Annotated in this window: 23 protein-coding genes and 1 pseudogene; 14 read left to right on the top strand and 10 right to left on the bottom strand. The window is 40.3% G+C overall.

The features are described from left to right. The first annotated feature begins 100 nt into the window (after positions 1-100). The 8 genes from H6G96_RS06670 to H6G96_RS06705 all read left to right on the top strand — a co-directional run bounded on the left by H6G96_RS06670 (position 101) and on the right by H6G96_RS06705 (position 7,032). Entirely contained in the window at positions 101-385 is a 285-nt protein-coding gene (locus H6G96_RS06670) for a hypothetical protein (RefSeq protein ID WP_242063184.1), read from the top strand. Between the two features lie 4 nt (positions 386-389). Next, complete coding sequence (locus H6G96_RS06675; protein ID WP_347242184.1) at positions 390-878, top strand: glutathione S-transferase family protein; 489 nt, start codon at positions 390-392, stop codon at positions 876-878. Positions 879-1,079: 201 nt separating this feature from the next. Continuing rightward, the gene (locus H6G96_RS06680) at positions 1,080-1,556 is read left to right on the top strand and encodes a GNAT family N-acetyltransferase (protein WP_190910707.1); all 477 of its coding nucleotides are present in this window, start codon (positions 1,080-1,082) and stop codon (positions 1,554-1,556) included. Positions 1,557-2,106: 550 nt separating this feature from the next. Continuing rightward, complete coding sequence (locus H6G96_RS06685; RefSeq protein WP_190910708.1) at positions 2,107-2,991, top strand: lipid kinase; 885 nt, start codon at positions 2,107-2,109, stop codon at positions 2,989-2,991. Between the two features lie 40 nt (positions 2,992-3,031). Then, a complete protein-coding gene (locus tag H6G96_RS06690; RefSeq protein WP_190910709.1) occupies positions 3,032-3,637 on the top strand; it encodes an exopolysaccharide biosynthesis protein in 606 nt (201 codons plus the stop codon). 633 nt (positions 3,638-4,270) lie between these two features. Continuing rightward, positions 4,271-4,828: a hypothetical protein gene (locus H6G96_RS06695; protein WP_190910710.1), complete on the top strand. Its 558-nt coding sequence runs from the start codon at positions 4,271-4,273 to the stop codon at positions 4,826-4,828. Positions 4,829-5,171: 343 nt separating this feature from the next. Continuing rightward, positions 5,172-6,101, top strand: a complete 930-nt coding sequence (locus tag H6G96_RS06700; protein WP_190910711.1) for a hypothetical protein — start codon at positions 5,172-5,174, stop codon at positions 6,099-6,101. Between the two features lie 154 nt (positions 6,102-6,255). Further along, a complete protein-coding gene (locus tag H6G96_RS06705; protein ID WP_190910712.1) occupies positions 6,256-7,032 on the top strand; it encodes an SDR family oxidoreductase in 777 nt (258 codons plus the stop codon). A 78-nt stretch (positions 7,033-7,110) separates the two neighbouring features. Here the strand turns inward: H6G96_RS06705 and H6G96_RS06710 are convergent, their stop codons facing one another. Beyond that, positions 7,111-7,890, bottom strand: a complete 780-nt coding sequence (locus tag H6G96_RS06710) for a photosystem II S4 domain protein (RefSeq protein ID WP_190910713.1) — start codon at positions 7,888-7,890, stop codon at positions 7,111-7,113. 289 nt (positions 7,891-8,179) lie between these two features. Between H6G96_RS06710 and H6G96_RS41160 the strand changes: the two genes are divergently transcribed. Further along, positions 8,180-8,338: a hypothetical protein gene (locus H6G96_RS41160; protein WP_242063185.1), complete on the top strand. Its 159-nt coding sequence runs from the start codon at positions 8,180-8,182 to the stop codon at positions 8,336-8,338. Between the two features lie 103 nt (positions 8,339-8,441). After that, positions 8,442-8,657 carry a hypothetical protein gene (locus tag H6G96_RS41165; RefSeq protein WP_242063186.1) on the top strand — a complete coding sequence of 72 codons (216 nt, stop codon included), beginning with the start codon at positions 8,442-8,444 and terminating at the stop codon, positions 8,655-8,657. Positions 8,658-8,800: 143 nt separating this feature from the next. On the opposite strand, the gene H6G96_RS06720 is transcribed toward H6G96_RS41165, so the two are convergent. From H6G96_RS06720 to H6G96_RS06745, 6 genes are all read right to left on the bottom strand, one after another. Next, positions 8,801-9,307, bottom strand: coding sequence for a hypothetical protein (locus H6G96_RS06720; RefSeq protein ID WP_190910714.1), 507 nt, complete (start codon positions 9,305-9,307; stop codon positions 8,801-8,803). A 259-nt stretch (positions 9,308-9,566) separates the two neighbouring features. Then, a complete protein-coding gene (locus H6G96_RS06725; protein ID WP_190910715.1) occupies positions 9,567-9,944 on the bottom strand; it encodes a hypothetical protein in 378 nt (125 codons plus the stop codon). 178 nt (positions 9,945-10,122) lie between these two features. Continuing rightward, a complete protein-coding gene (locus tag H6G96_RS06730; RefSeq protein WP_190910716.1) occupies positions 10,123-12,318 on the bottom strand; it encodes a TolC family protein in 2,196 nt (731 codons plus the stop codon). A gap of 103 nt (positions 12,319-12,421) precedes the next feature. Further along, entirely contained in the window at positions 12,422-13,984 is a 1,563-nt protein-coding gene (kaiC, locus tag H6G96_RS06735) for a circadian clock protein KaiC (RefSeq protein WP_190910717.1), read from the bottom strand. A gap of 138 nt (positions 13,985-14,122) precedes the next feature. Beyond that, on the bottom strand, positions 14,123-14,437 hold the full coding sequence (gene kaiB, locus H6G96_RS06740) for a circadian clock protein KaiB (RefSeq protein WP_190727728.1): 315 nt from the start codon (positions 14,435-14,437) through the stop codon (positions 14,123-14,125). Between the two features lie 314 nt (positions 14,438-14,751). After that, positions 14,752-15,333, bottom strand: a complete 582-nt coding sequence (locus H6G96_RS06745; protein WP_190910718.1) for a KaiA family protein — start codon at positions 15,331-15,333, stop codon at positions 14,752-14,754. Between the two features lie 659 nt (positions 15,334-15,992). Between H6G96_RS06745 and H6G96_RS06750 the strand changes: the two genes are divergently transcribed. Beyond that, the gene (locus H6G96_RS06750; RefSeq protein WP_190910739.1) at positions 15,993-19,250 is read left to right on the top strand and encodes a hybrid sensor histidine kinase/response regulator; all 3,258 of its coding nucleotides are present in this window, start codon (positions 15,993-15,995) and stop codon (positions 19,248-19,250) included. Positions 19,251-19,322: 72 nt separating this feature from the next. On the opposite strand, the gene H6G96_RS06755 is transcribed toward H6G96_RS06750, so the two are convergent. Then, complete coding sequence (locus H6G96_RS06755; protein ID WP_190910719.1) at positions 19,323-21,254, bottom strand: glycosyltransferase family 39 protein; 1,932 nt, start codon at positions 21,252-21,254, stop codon at positions 19,323-19,325. 575 nt (positions 21,255-21,829) lie between these two features. Then, positions 21,830-22,465 carry a hypothetical protein gene (locus H6G96_RS06760; protein WP_190910720.1) on the bottom strand — a complete coding sequence of 212 codons (636 nt, stop codon included), beginning with the start codon at positions 22,463-22,465 and terminating at the stop codon, positions 21,830-21,832. 777 nt (positions 22,466-23,242) lie between these two features. On the opposite strand from H6G96_RS06760, the gene H6G96_RS06765 reads away from it, so the two are divergent. The 3 genes from H6G96_RS06765 (at position 23,243) to H6G96_RS41170 (ending at position 26,165) form a co-directional block, all read left to right on the top strand. Beyond that, positions 23,243-23,575 carry a DUF565 domain-containing protein gene (locus H6G96_RS06765; protein ID WP_190910721.1) on the top strand — a complete coding sequence of 111 codons (333 nt, stop codon included), beginning with the start codon at positions 23,243-23,245 and terminating at the stop codon, positions 23,573-23,575. 30 nt (positions 23,576-23,605) lie between these two features. Further along, complete coding sequence (locus tag H6G96_RS06770; protein ID WP_190910722.1) at positions 23,606-24,652, top strand: glycerate kinase; 1,047 nt, start codon at positions 23,606-23,608, stop codon at positions 24,650-24,652. Positions 24,653-24,731: 79 nt separating this feature from the next. Then, a complete protein-coding gene (locus H6G96_RS41170) occupies positions 24,732-26,165 on the top strand; it encodes a GUN4 domain-containing protein (protein ID WP_242063187.1) in 1,434 nt (477 codons plus the stop codon). A gap of 120 nt (positions 26,166-26,285) precedes the next feature. Here the strand turns inward: H6G96_RS41170 and H6G96_RS06785 are convergent. After that, positions 26,286-26,849, bottom strand: a pseudogene (locus H6G96_RS06785) (restriction endonuclease subunit R); the annotation flags it as partial. Positions 26,850-26,977: the final 128 nt, after the last annotated feature.

A 26,977-nucleotide genomic window follows, 5' to 3' on the forward strand; every position in this document is an offset into this window, starting at 1 on the left:
CTATAAATCCTATTTATACAATCTATACAAGCCATGATTTGATTACTAACTGAGATGTTGCTACTGTTTTATTTACTGAGCAACTTTCAGGAATAATTTTATGAACAATAAAACTAGGTATCTCACAACAGAAGAGCCAAGAATAAATTGTAGTTCGATATTGAAGAAAAAATTCAACTCCAAATTTTGGGAATTTCTGCATAGTATCTGGAAAATTTTTGTTAAAAAGCTCTTACTAGATTCTAACGAATTACAAGTTTGGCAAAAGGTTGATCGCTATGGTAATACCTACTGGCAAGCTTACGATCCTGCAACTGGAAAAAGTTTTTCTTCAGGTTCTCAAGCTGATGTTTGTATGTGGATTGAACAGCTTTATAGGTATTAAAAATATGACGCAACTAACTTTAGTGATTGGTAATAAGAATTATTCATCTTGGTCACTTCGTTTTTGGCTATTGATGAAACAACTTGGTTTAAAATTCAATGAAATTAGGATTTCTCTCTACAATAACCTAGATTATGCATCAAAAATTCGGCAATACTCACCATCAGGAAAAGTACCTGTGTTGTTGCACGACACGCAAACTGTGTGGGATTCTCTTGTTATTTGTGAATATTTAGCTGAAACGTTTCCGGCTCTGCAATGCTGGCCAGAAGATAAGGTTGCAAGGGCATTCGCCCGTTCCATCAGTGCGGAAATGCACTCAGGCTTTCAAAATCTGCGTCAGAATATGCCGATGAACTGCCGTACTAAATATCCTGGTAAAGGTTTAGCACCCGGCGTACAGCAAGATATTGACCGCATCACTAATATTTGGCAAGAATCACGTCAAGAATTTGGGAATGGTGGCAATTTTTTGTTTGGTAATTTTGCGTAGGCGTAGCCCGTCGTAGACATCGCTGATGCATTCTTTGCTCCAGTTGTCTTGCGGTTTGTAACCTATGATGTGCAATTAGATCCTGTTTCTATAAATTATGTAGAGGCAGTTTTGGCACTTCCAGCTATGCAAGAGTGGATAAAGGCTGCAAAGAATGAGACAGAAACTATCCCCCAATACGAATATTAAGTAAAGAAGAATATGAACAGCAAGAATGTTTCAATTCGAGAGGCAAACCAAAGGGATATTCCTGCCATTATGGAATTGATTCATTTGAAAGCCGAATTTGATGGTTGTCCTAAATCTGTACAAGCAACTTCTCAAAAGCTAGAAATTGATTTATTTGGAGAAAAGCCCCTTGCTTTTGTTCTTTTAGCTGAGGTTGATGGGGATGCCATTGGGTTAGCAACCTATCACTCTACCTATTCAACTTTTTTAGCAAAACCTGGAATTTGGCTTGATGATTTATATATCAAAGCTGAACATCGAAGCCACCGAGTTGGCCAGGCGCTGATGTTACGCTTGCGCCAGATTGGGCAGGAAAAAGGCTGTGGCAGAATCGATTGGACTGTAGCTGTATCTAACGAGCGTGGAATCAAGTTCTATGAAAGAATAGGTGCAAAGATCATCAACAAAGTAAAATTATGTCGCTTAGATGGACAGGAACTAAGTAAGTAAATCTTCAGTAGGGGAAGCAGAACTAACTCAGGCTTCCTTCCTTAGCTTATAACTGGTTAATGATAGAAATTAATATAAATAGTGCCTTCAGAGCCGTAAACAATTTTTAATCTGCTACAGCAGGAGTTAATATATAAATAAACGTCTCCTCAGCCAAAAGTTAAATAATTGTAAATATTAATAATATTTATACAGATTTAATCTAAAAATATGTATTGATACCAATAAAAGATTTATTTTTATTTGGTATTATTTTGTGGTTGTTATATTATATTATATTGGCATAAATCTCTCTATTACGAATAAAAATACCTAAATTCAGCGATTTAAGGAGTAAAAATTATATTTGCTGACTATCACCACACCGAGGGCTAATAGAGATAAACTAGATAAAATAGAAATTAAAAATTAGTAACCACAACATAATAAGCACTAAAAAAATGAGTGATTGATAAATTTAATAACAGCTTAAATACTTCTTTATAGCCAACTTCAAGCAGAATACATAGATGCGGATAATTGGACATATCAACTACAAAAGGTACTACCCATGAGTTCCCGCGCACTGCTGTTAGTAAATCGTCATGCTCGTCAAGGGCAAAAGGGTCTGTCGGAAGCGATCGAATATCTGAAGGGACTCGGCTTTGATTTAATTGAGGAGTCTACAGAAGACCCCAAACATCTTACTGAAGTCATATTTCGCTATCAGCATAAAGTTGGCTTGGTAATTATTGGCGGAGGAGATGGCACTCTCAATGCCGCAGTAGATGCTTTAGTTGATACTCAGTTGCCCTTGGGAATTTTGCCTTTGGGAACTGCCAACGATCTAGCGAGGACTTTGGGAATCCCGAATTCTCTCAATGAAGCTTGCAAAATTATTGCTTATGGAAATTTACACCGCATCGATTTGGGCTGGGTGAACGGCAAGCACTTTTTTAACGTTGCTAGCCTGGGATTGAGTGTAAAAATTACCCAGCGGCTTACCAAAGAGGCCAAACGCCGTTGGGGAATATTTGCTTATGCCACCACTGCATTGCAAGTGATTTGGGAAGCTAGACCTTTTACTGCTGAGATTGTGATCAATAGTGAATCAGTTCGCGTGAAAACGGTACAAATTGCTGTAGGTAACGGCCGCTATTACGGCGGCGGAATGGCAGTGGCTGACGATGCCACAATAGATGACCAAAGGCTAGACCTTTATAGCTTAGAGATTAAACATTGGTGGCAGATTATACTATTACTTCCTGCTATGCGACAAGGGCGGCATATATATTGGAAAAGTGTACGCTCTCTTCAAGGTCAAGAAATAAAGGTGCATACTCGCAAACCTCGCCCTATCAATACAGATGGTGAAATCACTACCTACACTCCTGCTCATTTTCGGGTTATACCTAAAGCTATAGCTGTTTTAGTACCTCCAAAAATTAAAAGTTAGCTCTGCTAAAAATGTGGGAACTCGCATCAACTCACGTCAAATGCATCTGAGATTTTCTCAAGATATAAAGTCCCTGTTGCAACGCCTAGCTGAACAACCCTTGACTCTAGGTGATATTCTGGCGGAAACCTCAGAACGAGGGTTTTGCCTAGTAATTACATTATTTGTTTTGCCCTTTTTATTTCCTATGCCACCGGGATTAACTGGCCCTTTTGGTGGTGCTTGTTTACTGTTGTCAGGGCAAATGGTTTTAGGGAGGCGATCACCCTGGCTACCAAAAAGAATCGCTAACTACAAATTTCCTCGTCCCTTTGCCCAGTTACTTTTGCAAAATTTGGGACATCTTACCAAAGTTTTACAAAAAATCGCCCGTCCCCGATTAACAAAAATAGCCCATAATCCTTTGGTTTGGCGAATTAATGGTTTTTGTATCTCTTTATTAACAGTATTACTAATATTACCAATTCCCTTTACAAATCCCATTCCCACTGTAGGTATTTTACTTTTGGCTGTTGCCACCATCGAATCTGACGGTTTATTAATTTGCATCAGCTACGGCATTACTGCCCTAATTACGTTGTTCTTTGGATTTATTGGTTATGCACTATGGTTAGCTCCCAGTTTGTTACCGTCTATATTTAAATAATAAAAGCCCCTAGCTTTAGGCCAAGGGCTGTAATTTATTAGGGTGCATCTACCATTTATTAATCCGCTTTCTTGAGTGCTATATCCGGGCATATTTAAATTGGGTACAAAATTATTTTTCACACATCAAAGAACATCAGCAATAAAAAAGCCTTCAACTAAAAGCTGAGGGCTATGATTTAATTAAGGTGCATCTACTATTTATATATCCACTTTATTGAAAGCCCTATCCGGTAAAATTAGACTTATAACCAAATTTATTTTATTTCCAAATTAGAAAACATCAGCAATAAAAAAAGCCCCCGACTAAAAGTTGAGGGCTATGATTTAATTAAGGTGCATCTACTATTTATATATCCACCTTAGTTATTGCTGCATCAGGAAGAATTGAAAAAAATGGATGGCTATAGCATTGATTCCATTAGGTACAAAAGAAGTACTAGTTTCAATGAGGATAATCTGCGGCTTTTGACTAGGTAATCATTGATAAACTTCACATTAATTTTACAATTATCCGGAATTTCCCTTAGATACACAAAGTTTCTGTTAATATCCCTGATGCTATATCCGCAATAGTACTAATTTAGTTTATTAGTTGGGTATATGACTATGAAAGTTAGACGCACCCAACTTGATGAAGCGATCGCAATTTCTATTAGCCCTAGCTAGTCTTTGTATTGTCGGGGGAAGCTTTTTTCTGAGAACCACTTTTAGCAGTACTAGCGAACCTAAAATAATAACTGATACATCACGGTACAAAGAAATTCGTAATCAACTATGGTCTGATAATGACCAAGTAAAACATTTTCCTAATGAGATTCCCAGTGATGCCAAAAGCGTTCGCATTGCTTACTCTCCCGAAGTTTTGCAAGGAAGTAGTTTTTTTCAAATTAGGCTGAAACAGCCACCTAACAAGATAGAAAGATTACTTTCACAATACAGAAGTAGCGCAAAACACAAATATAAGGGTGGTAACACAAACAATCACATCAACCAGCCTAATGGTGTGCCGACAACTTTTTTCTACACCAGTGACTTTCCTATGGAATCTTTTCCAGCTAGTTATGAAATATTGGTATTAAATACAAATGATAAAGGTAGACCTGGCTTCAAGTGGAATCATGGAGATAGTTATGGTGTCGCTATTAATAGTTCTGCCTCAGAAATTATCTATTGGTCTGAAAAATGGTAATTAGCAATACTTCTAGAGATAAACCTCTATATGCATTGCAGGACTAACGTACCACGCTGATAGTGGAGGTAGCTGTTAAATCAAATATCCCATAAAATACCCCTAGTCAATTAAGCGGATATTAGATTGATTCTACTTTCATGGTAGTAATAAAAGAGCGCTAATCTCCACTTTTCAATTCAAAGGTTTTCATTCCCTGTTATTAGGGAAATATGCTCTTGTTCTTAACTATATAATAAACAACATCACTAATATGCTTTCGTTATAAAATAACCCATCTCAATGGTAAAGTTATTAGTATTATTTAAAAGTTACAAGCAGTTAAGTAAACAGGGTGTACAAAATGAAAAAGCTAGCAAATAGCCTACTGAATGAAAGCACAAAATCGATTATTAGATCATCTGAAATATATCAACTTTTGTTTAATAAAATACATTCAAGTAAGCTAGCTGTTGCAGGCAAAAAGCTTGACATTTGTGCTAATGAAATTGCTATTTATCTGCTTCAGTGTGGGAAAGGGAAATATGTATTGCGTGATAAAATTTGTCTTGAAATCGGAAGTGGATGGTTACTAACTCATTCGTTAGTCTTTTACCTTCTTGGAGCAAAAAAGGTTTATGCAACGGATGTTTACCCGTTATTACAAACCGAAAATATTTTTAAAGCTGTGTGTAAGTCTGTACATTGGAGTGTCTTAGATAGTCTATCTACATTTGAAGATCGTGAGATTATCCGCTTACGTTTAGAGAAACTGCTTTCATTAAAACAATTATCTGTAGAAGCCTTACAAGACTTAGGTATAGAATATATTGCTCCAATTGATTTGTCTCAAATAATGCCTAGCTCAGAAAAAATAGATTTCATTTTTTCAAAATCTGTCTTAGAACATGTGCCAGTTGATGATGTTGTACCGCTATTGAAAAATCTTGTAAGTAGCCTTTCTGAAGATGGCTTTATGTTTCATCTTATTCATTTACTAGATCATAAAAATTTAAATGAAAGACCATTTGATTTTTTTGTTTATCAGCAGGCAGCTTACTCGATAGAATTACAATCAAGGTGGGGAAATCGAATTCGACGAAGCCAATGGGCGCAGATATTTTCTAACCTCAAGGATGTGGACTCTAAATTTTTATTTGAGTGGTCATGCAAGGACAGAGAATTACCAGAAAAAATTGACCCATCTATTCAATATATAGATGAAGAAGATTTAAGAATCTCCCATATTGGTGTACTTGGAGAATTCACATCACTTCCGAAAGTCAAGTCTTAGGGAAAGAGGAGTTTTGAGTAAAAGCTTTCTCTAACCCGAATTTAGTACTTAGTGGTGCTTTTAGCCTTTTAGGTATATCACTTTGGGTAGTTAAAAGTTATAGGCAGCATAGTTAAAATTAATAATATGCTTAACAACTATCTGAATATGTAGAATGCCAACCGCTCTAATTACTGGTGCCTCTAGTGGTATTGGTGAAGCTTTTGCTCAAGAACTAGCTGCACGCAAAACAAATCTTGTACTCGTTGCTCGTTCCGAAGATAAACTAAATCAATTAGCTAAACAACTACAAGAAGAACACAAAATTCAAGTAGACGTTATAATCAAAGACCTCACGGAATCTGATGCAGCTACTGCTGTATTTGATGCCACTAAAGCAAAAGGATTAACCATTGACTTACTAATCAACAATGCTGGTTTTGGTTACTATGGCGACTTTGCTGAAGGGGATGGAGAAAGACAAATTAAAATTGTGCAATTAAACGTTTTAGCATTGGTAGATTTAACTCATAAATTTCTACCCTTGATGCGGCAACGTCGGTCTGGAAGTATTATTAACGTATCCTCTATTACCGCATTTCAACCGATACCATACCTTTCTGTTTATGCTGCCACTAAAGCTTTTATTCTAAGCTTTAGTGAAGCGCTATGGGCAGAAAATCGTCAATATGGTGTCCGTGTCTTAGTCACTTGTCCAGGCCCAATAGAAACAAACTTTTTTACAGAAGCTAATTTTCCTCCAGCGCTGGCAAGCAGTACAGATAAAGTGTATTCTTGTAAAAAAGTGGTTTGTGAATGTTTAGAGGCTTTGGAAAAAGGCTATCCAACTGTTATTAGTTCTGATACTACCACTCAAATTAGAAGCAAACTATCTCGGCTAGTACCGCGCAAACTTCTGCTAACTATGTTAGCAAAACACTTTAAAGCTTAAGTATATAGTTAGGAGTTAGGAGTTTGTAGTTTAAGAAAGTGGTAAATTTTAAACTCTTAACTTTTCACTCCTCACTTATTACATATATCTTGTTAATTGAACTCGGTAACGGTCTTTTTTAGTAACGGCGATTTCCCCAACTTCTAAACGCCCTTTAGAGCGAATGGCGATTAAGTCGCCTGATTTGACTTGAGAACTAGCTTGAGTAACTTCCTTCCAATTGACGCGGACATCACCAGCATCAATGAAATCAACCATTTTGCTGCGAGACATACCAAAACCAGCAGATGCGATCGCATCTAACCGCAAAGAAGCCTCTACAGTAGTTAAGTCTTTTTTCTTGGGTTCCCGAACCTTTAATTCAGTTACCTCAATTCGCTGAGTTTTCACAGGAACCGATCGCACCTGTTTCAAACTCATTTCCAAAAATTCCACTAACTCTGGTGCGACAATCGCCTGCGCCCCCCGTTCTCCCAAGACAATGATATCTCCTGTTTTTTCACGAACAATTCCTGTTCCCAACATTGCGCCTAAAAAGTCACGATGAGAGGCAGTATCAAATAGGAAATTACCAGCAATTTCCACAGCGACAAGACTGACTTGAGATTGATCTAAGGGAAGTTCTGAACGAGCGATCGCTATTCTTTGGCGTTCAGCTTGCGGATATCCGCCCCACGCAACTAATTGCACTTCTGTTAATCGGTTAAACACCCGTTGAATTTCCACCAATTCTGGAGGAGATAGAAAATCAGTCAAAACTACTTCCCAAGTTTTGATGGCTTGCTCCGCTTGATCGATTACACGAGCTACACTATCTCGATTTTCAACACCTTTTAAAAGTTCTTCTCGTGGCAACATTCTTAAAAATTATAAGTTATCAATTGAGAATTAATCTGCTATAACTATCTTGATTTTAACTTTCTCAAGCGATTACTGACGGAGGCATTACTTAGCCGACGCGATCGCCTACGGCGGGCGCTTGCGCCATCGCGCTCTGTTTGGGATTTGCGTGTTCACTGGTTGTCGAGTATCAGAAGCACTAGCACTCCTGACGACTGATATCAAATCTGGTGCTATTACTTTTCGCAAGTCTACCACCAAAGGCAAGCATAAAACTCGGTCGGCGTTGACTAAAAACGCATAACCTATGTCTATCGGGACTTTCGGCAATATCTATTCAGATGAGTTAATTACAGCCACTGAGTTGAATCGTCAGCCTGGGCGAATTTTGGACAAAGCTTTAGAACGTCCAGTGACAATTACTCGCAACGATCAGTCTTTTGCCTTGTTGCGCCGAGAGGAGTGACTTTTCTCGTAAAGGCAGCATTTTGAGGCATTAACTGTCGCCTTCTCTTTGTTACTGGGAAAGAAAATCGGTTTTGAACATCCTTATGGATGGCTGAGTGTGTTTGAAGAAAGATGATCTGCAAGACTTTATCAAGGAACTGAGTGAGGCTTTTCGGTTGATAGATTCCTCAACTACAGCATGGGAGATAATTGACGCGATCATCCATGAATGGCATGAGAGTGCCGTAGCGATCGCTAGTCCTGAACTGGCAGATGCTTTTAGTGCCGAGACTGATGAAGTACCATTAAAGCCGCCATCTACTCAAAGTGCTGTTTAAATGAGAGTATGTCAGACAACCAAGACCCTTAAAAGCCTCTCTACTTGTGATTTATTTCTTGTAATTACCGCTTGTGCCACTTCCAAAGAACAAGGAAGTAGCTCAAGCCTCTGTGTTGTAATGTGTAAACTATGATTCATTTATTACACGTTACCTGTGTCAGCATAACCTTGGATATTTTCTGGATCAAACTGACGTAATATTCGGGTTGCTTGTCGAGTGAGAGTTTCAGAACCTTGAACGGCAACCAAGTATTTACCTGCATCTAAGCGGTTGCGATAAGGTAAAGCATCACCACTACCAAAGAGTAAACCGACTCCGCCACCAACAAATACACCACCCATAGCACCACTAGCAGCACCCAATAGTCCGCCAACGATGTGATTACCAACCTCACCCGCCCAGGCAAAAGTATTTAAACCAGTGATCAGGCTAAATGTAAAACCTGCAAAAAAGCCAAACGGTATCAGCCAGGTTGCCATCAGTTGTGCTTGCTTTTTGGCTTGGTCTTTAGGGTCAATTAAGCCAAACTCGTCAGCCGTTTTATACCCCTTCCCGAGGATGGTACTGTTTATGCCTTCTTCTTCTAAAGCTAAGTAAGCAGCTTCGGCTTGAATGCGGTCTGGTAATACGGCAACAAGGTAATTCATTAATTTTACAATTTGTCTAATAGAAGTTTTGCCTTAATTACAGCGTATCAGTCTTGGTAGAATCAATCTTGCATTGGGTAGGAGTTAAGAGTTAGAAGTTAGGAGTTAGGAGTTTGCAAAGGCTTTGATTTTTACTCCCCAACGCTAGCGAGGAAGGGGTTGGAGTTAGGCTTGTATTGAATTCAACTACAAACCACATAGGCGTAGCCCGCCGTAAGTATCGCACAAGTTAAGCAGAAGTTAAATATACATCGGCTGATCACTTAAGCAAATCTAGTGGCTCACAAAAATTGTTCACGCCTTGCTTGAGGACATATATCAAAACTGGTGTTGCCAAAATTTTAGGAAACGTCGGCATTGCTTTTAGATGTTCCATCATCTTTTGAGGTGAAGTATTAAGCAAATCTTCTCGATATTCTTGTTCGCAAATGACCACACGCCATTTTCTAGCCAAGGCATCTAACCACTCGGAATTTGCTCTTTCTGGTTGCTGTCCTGCCCGGATAGCTAGCGTCATCGCTGCATCTTCTAAATCTCCATCACAGTCTTCAATCACATCTAGCGCTTCCATATCGCTAGGATCATCTGCCAATTGAGAGCGAAACTGTGCAATTTCTTGAGATGTTACTTTAGTCATAAGTCTTTGACAAGGCGAGCGATGCCTACGGCGGTAAACTACGAACACTCAGTTATGCTACATCATTTCACAAAATTGCTGTTACAAATACGTTTTTTACCAAAAAGTCTCATTCTTCAATGTAATTATTGAAAAATGAGACTTTTAAAATTTTTAATTGAGAGATGAGTCAGCAGTACTAGCGTAGTCCTCTGAGGGTAACAGACCGTTGTAACTGGGCTAAAGCGCGGTTGTAATCCAAAATTGCTGTGACTCGATTACCTTCAGCTCTTGTGAGGTCGTTTTCAGAGTTAATGACATCAGTTTGAGTGCCTACACCAGCTTGGAATCGCAAACGCGCTAAACGTAGAGCTTCCCTTGCTTGTTCTAAAGCGGTATTAGCGGTTTGAACATTCTCCAAACTAGATTGCTGGGTAGAAAAAGCTTGTTCTACCTGAAAGCGAATTTGGTTGCGCTGTTCGGCAAATTGAGTTTCTGCGATCGCAATATTAGCTCTGGATTGATTTGCTCTTGCTCTTGCGGCTCCTCCATCATACAAATTTAGGCTTGCCCTAACTCCCAATGAATAACCATCAGTAACGCTGACACCATCATCGAACTGATCTAGTAGGCTGTAGTTGGCTACCAAACTAACTTGAGGGCCTAGCTCCGCAAGGGCCTGCCTACGCTGTTGTTCACTGATATTGCGTTGTGCCAAAAACTGTTGCAGTTCGGGACGATTTTGAAAAGCCAGCACAATACTTTGTTCTAGCGTTTCGTTCCAAAGACCAGCTAATTGTACAGGGTCAGCCGCACTGATATTTACCGCCTGCGGCAAACTCAACCGAGTTGCTAAACGACGACGGGCAATTAACTGCTGGGATCTAGCAAGAGTTAGGTCTTGTTGGGCATTTGCTAAATTCACCTGAGAACGCAGCACATCGAACCGCGTACCAACCCCAGCTCGCTCTAAAGCTTCTGCATCACGCAAACTAGCCTCGGAGTTCTGCACAGCCGACTGGGCAATGCGTACTTGTTCATCTGCTTGTTGCAGATTGTAGTATTCAGTAGCAACATTCAGGCGGATTTCTTCAGACCGAGTTTCTACAGCCAACTCATTAAAACGCACCTGTTCTTCGGCCGCTCTGATGTTAGCTTGTACTCTCCCAGAGGTGTAGATGTTATACGAGAGTTGTGCTTGACCGGAAAAAGATGTACTAGCTTCATCTCCTGGCTGTGGTATACCCGTCTGTTGTTCTCTTTGTTCCAACTGAAGCTGATTTCCAGCAGACTGACTGCGAGTAATATCCGTACTAACACCAAGAGTGGGTAATAAGGCCGCTTGCGCCTCACGTAGAGCCGCTCGATTGCGTTCTAGCTCCAATAGAGACACTTGTAAATCCCGATTATTACGCCGTGCTAGCTCCAGAGCCTGTGCCAAAGTAATCGGCTGATTTCCCTGAAGTCTCACTTCCTCTGGTTTGGTGGGAAACTGCAAGGGATTTGAACTGGGAATAAGGTTCTCTGGAATTTGTACTGGCCCTGACGGCACAGGAGTTACGGTTCTCGGTACAGTGGGAGATTGGACTGAATCCTCTGGTACAGGAGTTACGGTTTCCGGCACAGTCGGAGTTAAGGTCGAATCTGGTAGAATCGGGCTATTACTCTGAGCGACGCGGGAGCCACCAGCATTTTGTTGTAAACAGGTGCTAGAGGTCAGTAGCAAAGTAGCTGAGGAATCAGTTTTGCTTTTCCCCAATTCCTGTGGACATCTTTGCGCTGACAACAGTTTCGCCGATCCTACACCTGTAGCTGAAGTTTGTAAAAATGTTTGCAACTGAGTAACAGTATTTACCTTTTGAACCACTGGCTGCTGTGCAGAAGACAGGGGCAAAATTTCTTTTTGAACAGAAGAAGGTTTTGAAGTGTAGTTGGGAACTACTATCCTGTTTGATTCCTGCCCATAAACGTTTGAATTACTGTTTTTTTGGTTATTTTGAGCAGAACGGCTGACATCTAGCTGCTGGGAAGCATTAGAGGTAGGTGTCAAACTGAAAAGTTTACTTTCATGTTTCTTAAGTACTTGTTTTATTGGCACAACAGTATTTTCAGCCGTAAACACTGGAACACTGTTGTTACTTAAAGGCTTCATACTAAGTTTGGTGAAACCGAAAGCAGGTACTAGGTTTGGAATACTAACATCTGCACCGTTATGCAGTTGCGTATTCATGATGTCCACAACCAAGCCTTGACCATAAGTTGAAGTCAAAACATTAGGAGAAGACGCCAGCTGTACCCCAGTTAGTTTTACAGTACCAGCCCAAGCAGGCTGAGTTGTTAAGACCGCTGCCGTCACACCAGGCAATAAGCTATGGAATAATTGCTGTCCTTTCACCGCATCCCTCACACGAAAATCAATCTAGCGGCAGAAAACCTTTCTTCACCACAGAATATAGCACGATACTAAATTTAGGAAAGAATATACTACGATACTAAATTTAGGGTTCGGAACTCTGTTTGTCTTCAAAACGTCTAACAATGCGAGAAAGTTCCGCCTTTTCATCGATATTAACGCGAGTAGGAGCACCGCTGATAATCCGTTCGTAGTTTCGGAAAGAATCTTTGATATCTGGGCCATCCGCAGTGATATTATACTCTCTAATGCCCTTATCATGCCAAGACCCGCGCATTTTAAATACGTTAATTGCCCGCGACATTTCTCCACGAATTTCTACGTACTGTAACATTAGAATTGTATCGGTAATCGTGGAAATATGAGAGTCAGTAATTGAATGCGCTCCCAGAAATTGGTCAGTTGTGTTGGTAAAGAAACCAGTAATTTCTTCTTGTTTAGCATAACCCGTCACACCAATTACAAACTGCCGAAATGCGTTATTGCTCACTCCTCTAGCTAATGCTGATAGGGAGTCAATGGCGATGCGAGCTGGTTTGAAGATAGCAATTTCTGATTTTATAATTTGTAAGTGGTCTTCTAAACCAGTTGATTCGGGATAGGTACAAATTATTTTGAGTAAACCTTGATGTTCTAACTCTTCAAAATCAATTCCCCAAGAGGAAGCATTACGAGATAGTTGGGCGCGTGATTCTTCGTAAGCAAATAATATTGCCTGTTCTCCATTGAGGCAGCCATCTTGAATAAACTTACTTACTAACAGGGTTTTACCAGTACCTGTAGCCCCTGTTGCCAAAATAATCGAATCTTTAAAGAAACCACCACCACACATTTCATCTAAGATTTTAACGCCAGAAGATACCCTGACATTAGAAGAGCGTTGAGTCAAGCGCATTGCTCCCAGTGGGAATATGTTAATCCCTTCATTAGTAATCGTGAAAGGATACTCGCCTTTCATATGAGTTGTGCCACGCAACTTGAGAATTTCAGTTGTACGACGGCGGCGTTCTCCTTCTAAAACGTTGCGAACGATTACTACATTATCGGAAACAAATTCTTCCACTCCGAAAGAGGCAACGGGGCCATATTCTTCGCTACGTTCAGTTGTGATAATAGTTGTGACATTCAGTAGTTTTAGACGTGCTACTAGGCGGAAAATCTCGCGCCGGACTACTCCCATCGCTTCATACTGCTGAAATACTGCTGTTATTGAGTCGATTGAAACTCGTTTAGCTTTGTACTTGCGAATAGCATATTGCAATCGCTCAATTAGTGCAGATAAGTCAAAATTACCAACGATATCCTGACCTTCAGGATCGGGAGATGCATCGAGAATAAATAATTTACCTTCCTCGATTAGGCGTGGCAGGTTCCACCCAAAAACATGAGCATTTTTAATAATATCACTGGGTGATTCTTCAAAAGTAACAAATACTCCTGCTTCGTCAAAGTAGGTAATTCCGTTATAGAGAAACTGAAGAGAGAATAAAGTTTTGCCTGTACCTGAAGTGCCGCTAATTAAGGTAGTTCTACCAACTGGTAAACCACCATGACTAATATCGTCAAACCCCTCGATCATCGTGCGAATTTTTTCTACGCCCCTAATTTTCGGTGTGTTTTTTGATGTTACTTGCTCGTTTTCACTCATTGCTTGATAACAAAAGGGTTATTAAAGACTGTTTTTTACTAAATTTTAGACTCTATTTTTTCTAGACTATTTCTCAAAATAGCTCGCCTACACAGTTAAAACTTATTTTATAAATGGTATTTTGCATCATTAATGATTCTACTCTTCAAAATCTCCTTCACTTAGTTCTTCATAGAGCAAATCTAATCCAATCAATACTCTTTCCCTATCTGAAAGATCCCCGATAATTTTGCGAACTGGTGGAGGCAAAATTTTAGATAATGTTGGTGTTGCCAATATTTTATCTTCTTCTGCCAGTTGTGGGCTTTTCAGTACATCAATTACTTTTAAAGCATAAACACCTTTAAACTCCTGTTCTAAAATATTTTTGAGTGTTTTTAATGCCCGAACTGAATTAGGAGTATTACCTGCTACGTAAAGCTTGAGAACGTAGGTTTTTCTGGCTTTATTCATACACTTACAAACTAGTAATGAGAATATAAATACAATATTTGTTCGCACATTGTGAGTAACCGAAGAGGCAGAGTAGCAGGAGAGAAAGCTTCTGAAATTTCCCTGCATTCAAGGGTTTCAGAGCAACTAAACTGATTTACGCTCAAAAATAAAATATTTATTTCAGGTCTTGGCACGAGAAAAAATACGTCCTTGTTTGAGAGCAGCTACGTTTATTTATAGTGTTTTCCCCTTGCTCCAAGTTTTGTGCCCCTTTCCCTCTTTTTTGACTAATAGAGGTAGCTTGTTTCAAGTTGAACATCTATAAGTTTAATTTATTTATAAATCGAACTCCTATAGAGTTCACACAGGTGAGCTAGGATATCTATCAACGTTAGACGGTAATCAAGTAACGTTTCATTGCTCCTTCCTTCTAATTTTAGCTGTTTAGAAAATTCTTCGATTACCTCCATGTGAATTTCGATGATTTGGGGCACAGGAATATTACCATAAAATATAGTATTGATAAATTTATCAATTTTTTCTTTGAGCGTTTTATCTGTGGTAAAATAATCTATAAGAATCAAACTGTAATCTAATTTGAGTTGTCTTAATAATCCTTGCCTTTCTGATGGAGTCATCTCCTGAAAATGCTGTTGACTTTTTTGGGTGTTACTGGCGAACAGGTAGATGTACTTGTCAGTGCATACCTTATTTGAATTTTGTTGTAGCCAATTTGGTAAATAGTTGATTTTTCCAGAGGTAGTTGCAGCAGCAGGTAAATAGCAAAATTGGGCAATAATCCTGTCAATAAGTTTCCACGCCCACGTGCTCAAACTTTTTTGGTTGTCTAAGCCTACTGGATTATTTAAAGATTTATTAACATCAGGTTGCAGAATCAATATCGGTAATAACATTTATTCTTGAATCTATCTCCTTGATCGCCCTGACCAAGAAACGTGTGCTGATAAGTTTGGCTAACGCTTCTAAGGGAATACTAAATGTGCAGTAAACTGGTAATTCCACCCCAAAATAACGCTCTATGTTTAGCAGATAGTGCTAGCCACTCAACAACCTAGTGCAGCAACTGAGTAATAAGACTTAGTAGGTTTTTGATGATGGGGTATCTGTCGGCATAGCAAGACACAGTATAGAATTGATGATTTACATATCTATCTATTTGTATAGATAGATTTCTTTCTTTTGCTCCTTGATAAGATACTTAAACGAACTTAAAGGATTGTCCTATTCTAAATCATTATAATTCCTCAAGGTTCTAAAGCGATTCTTTGGGGCCATAATTGTTTTAGCTGTCGCTATCGATGAGGAGTTTAAATACCAGTAAGACACTGGGGAGGCTAGTTGCTAGAAATTAGAAACGTCGCCTCGTGAAAAATGCACTCGTCCGCAAGCAAGTGTCCGTGAGGGGAAATCCCGTTGTTTTAATGGCGTTGAAATAACCAAAGTTGCTTATATGAGTCTTCTTAGAGGATATGACTTCAGGCGAAAAGACCATCAACAGTTGGCAGATGGAAATGCCGGAGGGTTCCACAGGAAGAATGACCCCCAAAGCCCTATGTTAATGCTAGATTACCCGCTTTATAACTTTCAGGCAACCGTACCTAGCTGCCCCCAAACAAGTTCTCTGGCAGTGGTGTTAGAGATTTTTGAGCAAGAGCAGTGCGATCGCTTGGTAGTAGTGAATCAACACCACTGCCCTATAGGATTGCTGTATTCTGCCCGTTTAATCCAAAAATTATTAACACATAGTGACGATAAAAATTTAAATTTACACCAATCAATCTCTACCTGGGGTCAAGGTCTAATTGAGCCAATACAGACAATATCAGCTTCTGAGCGTGTAGAGCAATTAAGCTTGCACTGGCGTTATCCACAAGTCGAAAAACACCAGAAATTAGATTGGGCGCTGATTGACTCTGATGGTCAATATTTAGGGCTGCTGGATAGTTCACGCCTGTTGCGATTGTTGGCTAAGGAACGCATGGCTGGGTCACTAAGTTCAGCCGGACAGAGGTCATCTGGTGAGCATTGCCATGAGTATGATGCTGGTGTACAGCCGCCAGAACCTAAGTCATTGGGACACCAGCCGTTGGTACAGTTGCTAGAAAGACTGCCTTGGCCTTTGATGTTGCAAACGAGTACTGGCGAGGTGGTAGCACGAAATCCCGCTTGGTGGCAGCAATTAGGAACCTTGAAAGATCCAGAAGGAGTTAGGCAACAGGTGGAGGCAATACTTGCCCCTAAGCTCTCTGAAAAACCAGAATATGTCACTCAACGAGCAATCAAGGTTTATCCCAATGGTGGGGAAAATGAGCATGGTAGTGAACAAGAACTGATCCAGCAAGAAGCATCAGCAGATGCTGTATACAGCCGGTGCTATCTGGATAGTCAAGTAGGTACTTGTACTTGCGTTGTCGAAGTGCAAAATGGTCAGGAGCGAATCTGGCAGTTTGCCAAAATTCCATTAGACAGTCCTGAGCTTCAAACCATGAGTGCTGAAGATAAGGCTGCACTCAGCGATGATTTGTGGTTGGTCTTAGCTACTGATGTCACTGAACAACAGCAGCTTTGCAAAGAATTAGCAGCAAAGAATGCTGATTTAATTCAACTCAATCGGCTCAAAGATGAGTTTTTAGCTTGTATTAGTCATGAACTCAAAACTCCCCTAACTGCCGTTTTAGGACTATCGCGCTTGCTTGTGGATCAGCAGTTGGGAGAACTTAACGAGCGTCAAGCGCGTTATGCGGGACTGATTCATCAAAGTGGTCGTCACTTGATGAGTGTGGTCAATGACATTTTAGATTTGACCCGTATGGAAACGGGACAAATGGATTTGACGCTAACGCCAGTCAAAATTAGTGCTGTGTGCGATCGCGCCCTATCAGAAGCCAAAGCCATCCACACTCAAACTCCTAAAACAACATCCCAAACTCAACAAAATGCTCGTTCATCTGCTCCCGAATTCTGCCTTTCAATTGAACTAGGTTTAGACCAGATAGTGGCAGATGAATTGCGCTTACGTCAGATGCTAGTACACCTACTTTCCAACGCCTTTAAATTCACCGAAATATCTGGCGAAATCGGGCTGCGGGTGAGCCGTTGGGAAGGATGGATTGCCTTTACGGTTTGGGATACAGGCATTGGTATTCCTGAACATCAGCAGCACTTAATCTTTCAAAAATTCCAACAATTGGAAAATCCCCTCACCCGCCAATTTGAAGGCACTGGTTTGGGGCTGGTATTAACTCGGGCCCTAGCCCGTCTCCACGGAGGAGATGTCAGTTTCTTATCTCGTGAAGGAAAAGGTAGCCAGTTTACACTACTTCTGCCACCCAGTCCCCCAAAAACAGGCTTTTCTGAACCAGATATGGGCATCAGAGAAGAGGAAGAGACACGATACCAACAGACACGAGAAAACCCCGTAGCAGCTCGTCAGCAGGTTAATACATCCACACAGCATCATCCCGCCAGTTCGCAACGGTTGGTTTTAGTAGTCGAGGCAGTAGCCCGATATATTGAAGACTTGACCGAAAAACTCAAAGGTTTAGGATATCGGGTAGTGATTGCGCGATCGGGGACAGAAGCAGTCGAAAAAGCTCGGCGCTTGCAACCAATCGCGATATTTTTGAATCCGTTGCTACCTCTACTATCAGGCTGGGATGTGCTGACTTTACTAAAATCTGACACCGCAACCCGTCATATATCTGTAATTGTGACCGCAACGGGAGCAGAAAAGGAGCAAGCATTTGCTAACCGAGCCGATGGTTTCTTAAGTTTGCCAGTAGAGCATCAGGTTTTAGCACCAGTTTTAGAAAAATTATGTACTGCACAAGCACTTTTGCAGCAAGGGTTAGACAATAGCGCAATTACCCCGACTAAAACCCCACTGCGAATTCTTAGGTTGGTGAATCCCCAATTGGAATCGGTCAATCCCCACCCCTCACTTCGAGAACACCGAGTGATTGAAGTAGATGACTTAGATCAAGCAGAACTTTTGGCGCGGGTATGGCAATTTGATGTCATTTTGCTAGATGTTGAAAGTACCACCGCCCAAATTTATCTGCAACAACTAATTCAACACCCACGTTTGGCGGCTCTACCACTTGTTACTTGTGATGTTGCTACTACGCTAATAGCTTCTAAAATACCAGGGTTATCTGTATTTCCTTACTTAACACCATTTACCAAAGACAATAGCAATCGCACTGAGAAAACAGATGCTTTATTATCAGTACTGGAAATTGCTTCTGGTATTTGCTGCCCTCCTAACATCTTGGTAGTGGATTTGACAATGCTGCGTGATTTACCACAGGTAAGACGCAAGCAAGTTAAAGGTTATCGAACAGCAAAAAATTGCTCAATTAGTAGTGAAACTGCTGAACGGGGGTCTGAGTGGTTCCAAGCTTTAATTCAGTACCTACAAACAGCAGGCTTCAAAGCGGCGATGAGTCCCTGTTGGGCAGAAGTGTTACAACAAATTCGCCACCAAAGCGTTGACTTACTGCTAATTTGTTTAGGAGAATCCGCTATCCATAAAGACGTGCTAAAAGCACTGAAAACATTAGGAGATTCGCCTGATAAATTACCACCAATTTTGGTACTGAATCAGCGATTAAATCGCCTAGAAACCAGTTTTCAACCTGGAGTAGCTTACAGGGAAATTGACAAGCAGAAGAAGAATGGTTTGGAATCTATAGAAAGTATTGTTGGTGCGATCGCTACCCAAATATTACCGCGATCAATATCAATGGAAGACCTATTAAACCAGATCAATAATGCTTTAGCTGTCAACGGTTACAATGACAAATGTTAATCAGGTCATTAGTCATTAGTCCTTTGTTTTTTGTGAATAACCAATGACCCATGACCAATGACTAATGACTATTTATGATATGTCTATCTTTTGATTTTTCTTTTTCTTAAAAGGAACTCGAACCAAGCTATAAGCCCCCTTGGTCGATAAACTCTTGTAATCATCTGGCTGTAAGTCCATTTGTAAAAACTTTTTCTGTTCAGCCAATAGCAGCAGAGATGGAGGTTGTAATCCCTTAGCAGCTTGGTTTTGAATATGCTCTATAGCCTCTTGGGGAAATCTTAAATAATTTACGTGAATGCGGCTGTAAAATACCACACTAGGCTTTTTGAAGCCAAGCATGAGCAATTCTTCATTTGGTTGTTTTGCTTCTAAAATGACCGCAGACAATTCTCTTAATGGTAATTGACGTTCTCGATCAATAAAGAACGAAGCAGGAGTTAAGACAAAAATTAAAAACGCCACAAACCCTATTAAATTAATACCGATAATGTAGTTCCATCGGTGGCTTAGTAATAAACCCGCAACTAAAACGGCACAAACCAGCCACATTACGCCGGCTATTACTGGTAAACCAGATTGTTGAATTAGTTCGTGGAAGTTACTTATAGCTGGATCAGTACCTAAGATGTGGGTTATGTTAAACAGTGCTGTTGCCAGAACTGATAAAAACACTACATTCACCCAACCACTAACTCTCAGAAAAGAGGGGGAAATGGGAGGAGTGCTAGAGGCAGAGACAAGGGGAGAGGAGGAAACAGGAGTTGTTTGCCTAGCCTGTGTATCCTGGAAAAAGTCGCTCCACAACAGGGCTACTAGGATGGCTGCTGCTGGCATTAAAGGCAATACATAGCTAGGGAGTTTGGTAACAGCAATGCTGAAAAAAACAAAGATGCTAGCAAACCAGAACCAGGCGAATAAACCGAACTGCTGAAAACGTTCAAGCGATCGCCAGTGCGATCGCTGCCAAAACTTTAGCCTTACTATAGAGATTGGTAAATACACTGAGTATGGTGCAAACCCCAACAGCACCACTAAAAAGTAAAAATACCAAGGTGCTGAATGACCATTAACTACTTCTGTAAAGCGTTCCAGGTTGTGATAACCAAAAAAGGCATTAATATAATTCCAGCCATTGCGCCAAATTACTAAAGCAAACCACGGCACTGATAAACCTAAAATTATCAGCATACCCACGAGAAGGCGCATTTCCCGCAACACCTCTCGAAACTTTCCCACATAAAGCAAAAAAGCGGCAACAATTAGCCCTGGCAAGACAATTCCCACTGGCCCTTTACTCAAAATTGCGCCAGCAATCAGCACGTAACAAGCTATATACCACTTATTAGGGAATGGGGCATGGGGCATTGGGGATTGGCCATTGGTTATTAATTCTTCTCCCCCTGCTCCCTTCCCCCTGCTCCCTTCCTTCCCTGCATATCCTAGAAAGAAACATAACAAAGCTGATGCCATACATCCGGTGAGCAGCATATCAGAGACACCTATTCTCGCCCAAATAATGGTTTCGCCATTGAGTGCCATGAGCGCTGCTGCGATAAAAGATGTTAAATAGCGGCGAGTAGGACGTGAAACTTGCTCTAATTCGTCTTGTCTAGCGAAATACCACTGTACGGTATAAAAAGCTAAACAAACTAAGGCGAATGCTGCGATCGCAGAAGGAAGTCGTACTGCCCACTCATTCACCCCAATAATTGCATAAGCGATCGCTTGACACCAGTAAATTAAAGCAGGTTTATCGAAACGAGTGTCACCATTGAAAAATGGGGTAATCCAATCACCTGTGACGAACATCTGGCGCGAAGCTTCGGCAAACAACGGCTCTGTCTCATCAATTAAGCCAGTGTTGCCCAAATTCCACCCAAAAGCTATCCAGCCAATCACTATCAACCACAAAATCGACACAGTTACACCAAGGGCTGGATTCTTTGCTATTTTGTTGAACCACTGATCAACAGTGTGCTTAACACTCAATTTCATGCTCATTAGTCAATAGTCAACAATCACTAATCAATAATCAATAGTCGTTAGTTATCTATCTTTTGTTCTTACAAGGCTCAAATTCAACAATTTTCTTATACTCATATTATGTTCGTTTAATTACTAGAGCTTACGCATTGACAAAAACCATTATTTATGTAGTTTATATAATGCCATCACTATTAAGATTACCAAAAATATGCTCACGTACAACTAAAGTGAACAGATTCCGTTGTACTTCATACCAAAAGAAGAACGAAACGCCTACGCTGTATTCATGACTTTTGACTTTTGACTTCCGCCTTGTGGTATTAGCATCGAGAAATTGCTCCTGTTGCCGGTTAACGTTATGTAAAATCAGTCTAGTGAAATATCCCCACACTTAGCTTCTGTAAGTGCGGGGCAATTTTTTATATTCAAAGTTAATTTAAGTAAACTAAAGCTTTAAATTTACTAGATTTTAAAGCTTTCGACTTCAGCAAAGTTTGGATTTCCTTTTCTAAGTCTGGAGTTAATTTTTTTGTTTGGATAATTTCTTAAACTTGTATTGCTGATAATAACTGAATTGACTTAAATATGAACTATGGACTCAGTACTAATTGCCATTCTTTATTTTGGGAATTCCATTTAGGTAATTGAGTTTCGCCGACAACATAGGGGCCCCAGTAACGACGGGAACCATCTTGTGCAAAAGCAATTAAAATATCTCCCTTCTCCAGCTTTAAATTGTTCTTAGGTAGGGATAGAATTAGTCCTTTGTCACTACCTTCTTGGGGAGCAAAATCCCAATGTGCCGGTACATCATAGTTAGCTTGTTTAGTATCAGAGCCTTTTGCTACCGACTGTCGTGCCAGTAGGGCCAACCGTACAGGCTGATTTGTTTGATTGCTCATTCGTAAAGTTCCTTGATCTTTGGCAATGCTTGCTGATTTATCACGCTCTGCCAAGACAGGATAAGTGTTCTCTTTAATGCTATGGTCTACTTGATTAGTTGGGGTAGTTGTTGGAGTAGATAGACTAACGGAAATACCTTTTTCAGGTGAAACGGGTGTAGAGGAAGTTGTTTCCCACTGGGTAGTTTCAGCTGGTAGTTGTGAAGATGTATCTGAGTTTGTGGACTCAAAAGATACGCTCACTCCAAAGTATGCTACTAGAGCAACAAGCAGTCCCAAGCAAGAAGCTGTAACACCAAGGTTACGATATAACGAAGATTTCATATTGATAGTTATTAGAAATAAATATTTTGTTTAGGCTTGACCAAATAGTAGCCTATTATCACAAAAAGCAATCATAGAAAGTAGCTTAATATAGACTTTCCTACAATTGGGCATACCAATATATTACAAGTATCATTTTGATTAGAAAATATTTGGAAGAAATTATCTCTTTGATATTTGACAAACAAGGGGTACAGACACCCATTGCTTTTTGTCTTGACGCTAGACTTGGATAAAAACAAGAAAATTAGATAGCGAACTAGCCAATTCATTTGGATAAAAAAATTAAACTTTCCTGAAACCGCTAACGGACTCAACAAGGCGTACTTTGCCAAACTTTAGATAAATCTAAGTGCTATACTTTATCTCCTACTATTAAAAGCCACCTTACAAGAATGTTTGGAAAGCCTTTGAAGATTATCGTAAATCCGCACAATGGGAAGGCAGCACGGTGAATCCAGGCAAAGAAGAAGGGTTTCCCGTTAGCTCTTGCTGAACCACCTCAAGGAACTGCTTACCCTCAAAAAAAGGATATTTGAGCCACTTTCCCACTTTTGAAGGCTACCTTCGGGGGATCAAACTAAATATTTATAGCTTCCAAATATTCTCCAAGAAACTGTACTTCCCTGAAGATGATAAAATTGGCAAATTTAAATAAACACTGGACATCCAGTATATATTTACAATATTAACAAACAACCTGATGATAAAACCAGTATCCTCCTTAATATAAGAGATATTTTAAGATATCTTGACTTTTTCCCAGAAGCCCTTGTAATGCAAAACACTCGTCTCAATAACTTATTCGATTCCATTGCTACACGCTTGGGGCAATGGTTTTTAAATCCTTGGCGGCGGCTATCGTTGCTGATCATGAGTTTTTTGTTCGGTTTTTTTCTAGCAAACGTAATGTCCACTACAGCCGGTCAACGGGCAGAATTAGATATTTTTGTCGCTGGTTTTTTAGTAGTATTGACGGAAGTGACTAGTAGGATATTTTACAGCCAGACCTTTTTCGCAAAGCGATCGCTCTTCGTAGAATCACTAAATCTGCTCAAAGTTGGTTTCATTTACGGCCTGTTTCTCGAAGCCTTTAAGCTGGGATCGTGAGAAGAGGCAGGGGGCAGGGAGGAGTAAATTATGAGTTGGTGGCTGGGCGAAATTTTAGTAAACGGTGGGCTGGGGGAAACTTGGCAACAGCAAGCAAAAGAAGCAGCATTGGCAGATAGGTTAAGGGCAAAAGCTTTTGGGATCACGCCCGACAATGTTGATGAAGTAATCGAAAGGCGATCGCATTTACTAAAATCTGTTCTCCCAGCTTTTAGTCAATTTTGCCAAACTACTCTCCAAATCGAACCCAAGGAAATGTTACAGGTGTTGTGGGACTTGTGGCTGCCGTTGGGAATCAAGTTAGCATCGCAGCGCCAACAGTTAAACCGCCCTCTGATTCAAGGAATATTGGGAGGACAAGGCACTGGTAAAACTACAATGTCTAAGGTTCTCAGCTTGATTCTCGATCAGTTGGGATACCGGAGTGTGAGTTTGTCTTTGGATGACTTATATAAAACTTACAGCGATCGCTTGGTTTTAACACAACAAGATCCCCGCTTGATTTGGCGCGGCCCACCAGGAACCCACGATGTAGATTTAGGTTTAAATGTACTAGATCGAATCCGCCAGTTGCAAAGTTCGGTGATGGTTCCCCGTTTTGATAAATCTGCTTTTGGAGGTGCTGGCGATCGCACCACTCCAGAAATGGTAACAGGTGTAGATATTGTGCTATTTGAAGGTTGGTTTGTGGGTGTGCGGCCAATTAACGCAGATGTATTTGATACTGCACCACCGCCAATTCTCACAGATGAAGATAGAGCATTTGCCCGTGATATGAATCTTCGCCTCCACGATTATTTACCACTGTGGGAGCGATTAGACAGTTTAATTGTGTTGTATCCCATCGATTATCGCTGTTCTTTGGAGTGGCGAAAACAGGCAGAACAACAGATGATTGCTGCGGGTAAATTGGGAATGAGCAATGCAGAGATAGAGCAATTTGTCAATTATTTTTGGCGATCGCTCCACCCGGAATTATTCATCAAACCGTTGGTAAAAGATCCGACAGTGGTTGATCTAGTGATTGAGATTAATGCTGATCATAGTTTTGGTGCAGTGTATTGCGATCGGGCTTAAGGTGTTAGTTCTCAAGCAAATCAGGTAAAAACACTATAATTTGCTTAAAGCGTGATTTATCCTACTCCTTAGACCAAAAATGCCAGAGGAACCCTTAAAGCTTTTCTTATCCTACTCTCACAAAGACGAATCTCTAAAGGATGAACTAGCTAATCATCTAAGTACTTTGAGACGGCAAGGTGTAATTTCAAGCTGGGACGATCGCAAGATATTACCTGGAGAGGAGTGGGATTACCAAATTAATGAGAATTTAAATACCGCCGATATCATTCTGTTACTCGTCAGTTCAGACTTTATCGCTTCTAATTATTGCTGGGAGATTGAAGTCACCACAGCAATAGAACATCACAATACAGGAAAAGCTTGTGTCATCCCGATTATTCTGCGAAGGGTTGATTGGAGTCATACACCCTTTGCTAAACTGCAATTTTTGCCCAAGAATGCCGAACCTGTTACCTCTTGGACTAATCGAGACGATGCATTCACAAACGTAGCTCAGGGAATTAGGGCTGCTGCTTGGCAACTGAAAAGTGAGCGTCAACAGAAACTGACACTGGCAACAAAGGAAACTGCCATAGCTGAGTATCGCCAGAAGGTTGAAGAATTTGCAGATGATGGCGAGATTTCTTTAGTGGAATCCAAAATATTGAAGCATTTACAAGAACAGCTAGGATTAACTGATGAAGAAGCCCGTACAGTTCTAGATAAAGTATTAGAACCTTATGGTAAATACAGAGAAAATCTGGATCAATACAAGCAAATCTTTACCGAGTTAGTAGATGAACAAGGATATCCGTTAGGGGAAAAAGCTAAAGCGGATTTGAAAAAATTACAGCAATACCTAAAGCTTAAAGATGAAGATGTAGCCCTCATCGATAAGGAAGCAGAAGACCAAAAGCAAAACCAGGAAAAAGGACGACAGATAGCTAAGAGCATACTAGAAGAAGAAGCCAAGCGATTGCAAAAAAAACAGCAACCTACTCAAACAACCACTGCAAAGCCAATACAGGAGACTGATAATCTCCCGTCTGAGAAAAGCATAGACTATACGTGGTTGCGCGATTTACTTAAAGCTAGACAGTGGAAAGAAGCGGATGAAGAAACTTTGGCTGTTATGCTCAAAGCCACTGGCAGAAGCAAAGAAGGCTGGCTAGATTCTGAATCTATTAATAATTTTCCTTGCGCTGACTTACGCACCATTGACCAACTGTGGGTAAAATACAGCAATGGACACTTTGGGTTTAGTGTGCAAAAGCAAATCTGGGAAAGCGTTGGAAAAGACTACGACAAGTTTGGCGATCGCGTCGGATGGCGAAAAGGAGAGTGGCTATCTTACTCAGACCTGACCTTCAGACCTGAAGTGACACCGCAGGGACATTTGCCTGGTATTACACCCGTGGTTGCGCTTACAGGTTCTGCGCCTACAGGTTGGGGTTGGTGGGGTTATAAGTTACATTTGGGTGTTTATGTGGTGGGGGTTCTCTTTTCTCGCGTCGAGACTTGTAAACTGTAACATATAAGGCTTACAGGAAATTGTGAAGATTCACAAACAAGTCATTTAGCACGAAGTATTGCGGTTTCTACGTTTCCGTTACCTGGCACAATCGCAAAAAACGTCTTCTTGTTGTGGCTTTCAAAGCTGACAAATTGCTTTTAAAACTTGTAGCAACTGACTTGAACGCTCACTTTCCATTAAATTTAGTTCTGGTAAAAGGTAATAAATCGGGGGATTCCCTTGTTCTATATAGACAAATTGGTAACTTCTCCCATTAGTCGTTAATCCCCAAACTGATTTTTGATTATCTAAATTTTTATAAGAGTATGTGAGTAGCTGAGATAAACCAGTTGATATATCAATCTGACTATTTTTAGATTCAATTAACAGTACCCAAAAATATGTTTGAGGTTTTGTATGTTTAGCTTTACTAATAGCTAAAATATCAAATCTTCCTTTGATTCTGATATCTTCATCTTCAACTTCAATATCAGCAATATTCTCCTCCAAAAGAATCTCGATAGGATAGCGATAAAAACCAGCTAATCTTAGTAAAGGAGCAGCTGCAAGGAACTTTACCTGACCTTCAGAAACTTTGCCTGCTGTAAGGTAGCGTCGAAAGTCATTTCTAATTTGCAGAAGTTCCTGCTGTTCTACTTCTGTAAGAGCTTCTAAAGATAAGTAGTTAGAAAATGAATCACTGGTATCCGCTCAATAAATCGGGGTAGTGCAAAAAATAAAAAGTAGATAGATGCACATAGCGCCGTAGAATATATCACATGGCGCAAAAGCAATCTCCAGAAAAACAAGTAGAGGCATTATTGCAAACC

Source organism: Nostoc sp. FACHB-892 (genome assembly GCF_014698795.1).
Taxonomy (GTDB): Bacteria; Cyanobacteriota; Cyanobacteriia; order Cyanobacteriales; family Nostocaceae; genus Nostoc.

Coding starts and splice junctions, on each gene's coding strand:
- H6G96_RS06670 (WP_242063184.1), top strand. CDS start 101: ATGAACAATAAAACTAGGTATCTCACAACAGAAGAGCCAAGAATAAAT.
- H6G96_RS06675 (WP_347242184.1), top strand. CDS start 390: ATGACGCAACTAACTTTAGTGATTGGTAATAAGAATTATTCATCTTGG.
- H6G96_RS06680 (WP_190910707.1), top strand. CDS start 1,080: ATGAACAGCAAGAATGTTTCAATTCGAGAGGCAAACCAAAGGGATATT.
- H6G96_RS06685 (WP_190910708.1), top strand. CDS start 2,107: ATGAGTTCCCGCGCACTGCTGTTAGTAAATCGTCATGCTCGTCAAGGG.
- H6G96_RS06690 (WP_190910709.1), top strand. CDS start 3,032: ATGCATCTGAGATTTTCTCAAGATATAAAGTCCCTGTTGCAACGCCTA.
- H6G96_RS06695 (WP_190910710.1), top strand. CDS start 4,271: ATGAAGCGATCGCAATTTCTATTAGCCCTAGCTAGTCTTTGTATTGTC.
- H6G96_RS06700 (WP_190910711.1), top strand. CDS start 5,172: ATGAAAAAGCTAGCAAATAGCCTACTGAATGAAAGCACAAAATCGATT.
- H6G96_RS06705 (WP_190910712.1), top strand. CDS start 6,256: ATGCCAACCGCTCTAATTACTGGTGCCTCTAGTGGTATTGGTGAAGCT.
- H6G96_RS06710 (WP_190910713.1), bottom strand. CDS start 7,890: ATGTTGCCACGAGAAGAACTTTTAAAAGGTGTTGAAAATCGAGATAGT.
- H6G96_RS41160 (WP_242063185.1), top strand. CDS start 8,180: ATGTCTATCGGGACTTTCGGCAATATCTATTCAGATGAGTTAATTACA.
- H6G96_RS06720 (WP_190910714.1), bottom strand. CDS start 9,307: ATGAATTACCTTGTTGCCGTATTACCAGACCGCATTCAAGCCGAAGCT.
- H6G96_RS06725 (WP_190910715.1), bottom strand. CDS start 9,944: ATGACTAAAGTAACATCTCAAGAAATTGCACAGTTTCGCTCTCAATTG.
- kaiC (WP_190910717.1), bottom strand. CDS start 13,984: ATGAGTGAAAACGAGCAAGTAACATCAAAAAACACACCGAAAATTAGG.
- kaiB (WP_190727728.1), bottom strand. CDS start 14,437: ATGAATAAAGCCAGAAAAACCTACGTTCTCAAGCTTTACGTAGCAGGT.
- H6G96_RS06745 (WP_190910718.1), bottom strand. CDS start 15,333: ATGTTATTACCGATATTGATTCTGCAACCTGATGTTAATAAATCTTTA.
- H6G96_RS06750 (WP_190910739.1), top strand. CDS start 15,993: ATGTTAATGCTAGATTACCCGCTTTATAACTTTCAGGCAACCGTACCT.
- H6G96_RS06755 (WP_190910719.1), bottom strand. CDS start 21,254: ATGAGCATGAAATTGAGTGTTAAGCACACTGTTGATCAGTGGTTCAAC.
- H6G96_RS06760 (WP_190910720.1), bottom strand. CDS start 22,465: ATGAAATCTTCGTTATATCGTAACCTTGGTGTTACAGCTTCTTGCTTG.
- H6G96_RS06765 (WP_190910721.1), top strand. CDS start 23,243: ATGCAAAACACTCGTCTCAATAACTTATTCGATTCCATTGCTACACGC.
- H6G96_RS06770 (WP_190910722.1), top strand. CDS start 23,606: ATGAGTTGGTGGCTGGGCGAAATTTTAGTAAACGGTGGGCTGGGGGAA.
- H6G96_RS41170 (WP_242063187.1), top strand. CDS start 24,732: ATGCCAGAGGAACCCTTAAAGCTTTTCTTATCCTACTCTCACAAAGAC.